This is a genomic window from Vibrio sp. Vb0937, from assembly GCF_033338855.1.
Genome location: NZ_JAWOTK010000474.1, coordinates 1 through 1,020, shown reverse-complemented (window position 1 = coordinate 1,020; position 1,020 = coordinate 1). Strand labels below are relative to the sequence as shown.

General features: G+C 46.7%; 2 protein-coding genes. Both read right to left on the bottom strand.

Translation table 11 applies throughout. From position 1 onward, the window contains the following. Positions 1–170: D-aminoacyl-tRNA deacylase (locus R7P67_RS26625; protein ID WP_318086558.1), on the bottom strand; the 170-nt coding region annotated here is incomplete at its 3' end. After that, positions 142–1,020, bottom strand: an 879-nt coding sequence (locus R7P67_RS26620; protein WP_318086557.1) for a virulence factor BrkB family protein, incomplete at its 5' end; no start/stop codon positions are given. The genes R7P67_RS26625 and R7P67_RS26620, both read right to left, overlap by 29 nt.

Here is a 1,020-nt window from a genome sequence, read left to right as displayed (position 1 = left end):
TCTTCAAAGACTCGGTAGGTGGTCACACGTTCCATCAAACGTTTTGCTTTGGCTTCATCGTCGTCCTTCTCAACACCAAGTAGGACAAGAAGACCTGTATCGATTTCTCCAACCACTTCACCGTCTACACGAACGGCTGCTTCACTGACTCGTTGAATTAGCGCTATCACTACTCTCGCTTCCTTCATTTGCTAACTGAGATTCAGCCGACGAGTGTATCATGTCTAGATCTTCACTCCAGTGCTCTTGCTCACCCAATGCTGCGGTGACTTCTGCCCCCAGCAAGACGATCATCCAGCACAAGTAAACCCAGACAAACAAGATAGGAATTGCGGCTAAAGCGCCGTAAATCAGCTGGTAAGACGGGAACTGAGTGATATAGAGGGCAAAGCCTTTCTTACTTAATTCAAACAGTATCGCCGCAACGGCGGCGCCTACAGCACCATGCGCTAAATGCACTTTTTTGTTTGGCACCAGAATGTACAAACCTAAAAATGCAAAAAATGACAGCAAGAGCGGCAACCAGCGTAAGAACAAATTGAAGGCGCCAGACAGCGTTTCATTTTCTAAGATTTGTAACGACGTGACATAAGACGTTGCTGCAATACTCGCGCCGACTAAAATCGGCCCCAGCGTTAATACCATCCAATACATCGAAAATGAGAACACCAAACGGCGCTTGTCTTTGACTCGCCAGATGTAGTTTAGATTTTTATCGATGTTGGAGATCAGCATCAGCGCAGCAATAAACAAGAAGCCACCACCGACGGCACTCATTTTGCCAGTGTTCGCCACAAACTCTTGCAGTGCAGTGTGCACCGCCTCACCAGATGCCGGTACAAAGTTTTCGATGATGTAGCCTTGCAGCACTTCGCCAACGTTCGCGAAAACAGGGAACTTCGACAATATTGATAACAGTACCGTTAACATTGGCACGATGGATAGCAAGGTGATATAGGCAAGGTAGCCAGCATTTACATTAACGCGATCATGCGTCAAACGCTTAAGAAGATACTTAAA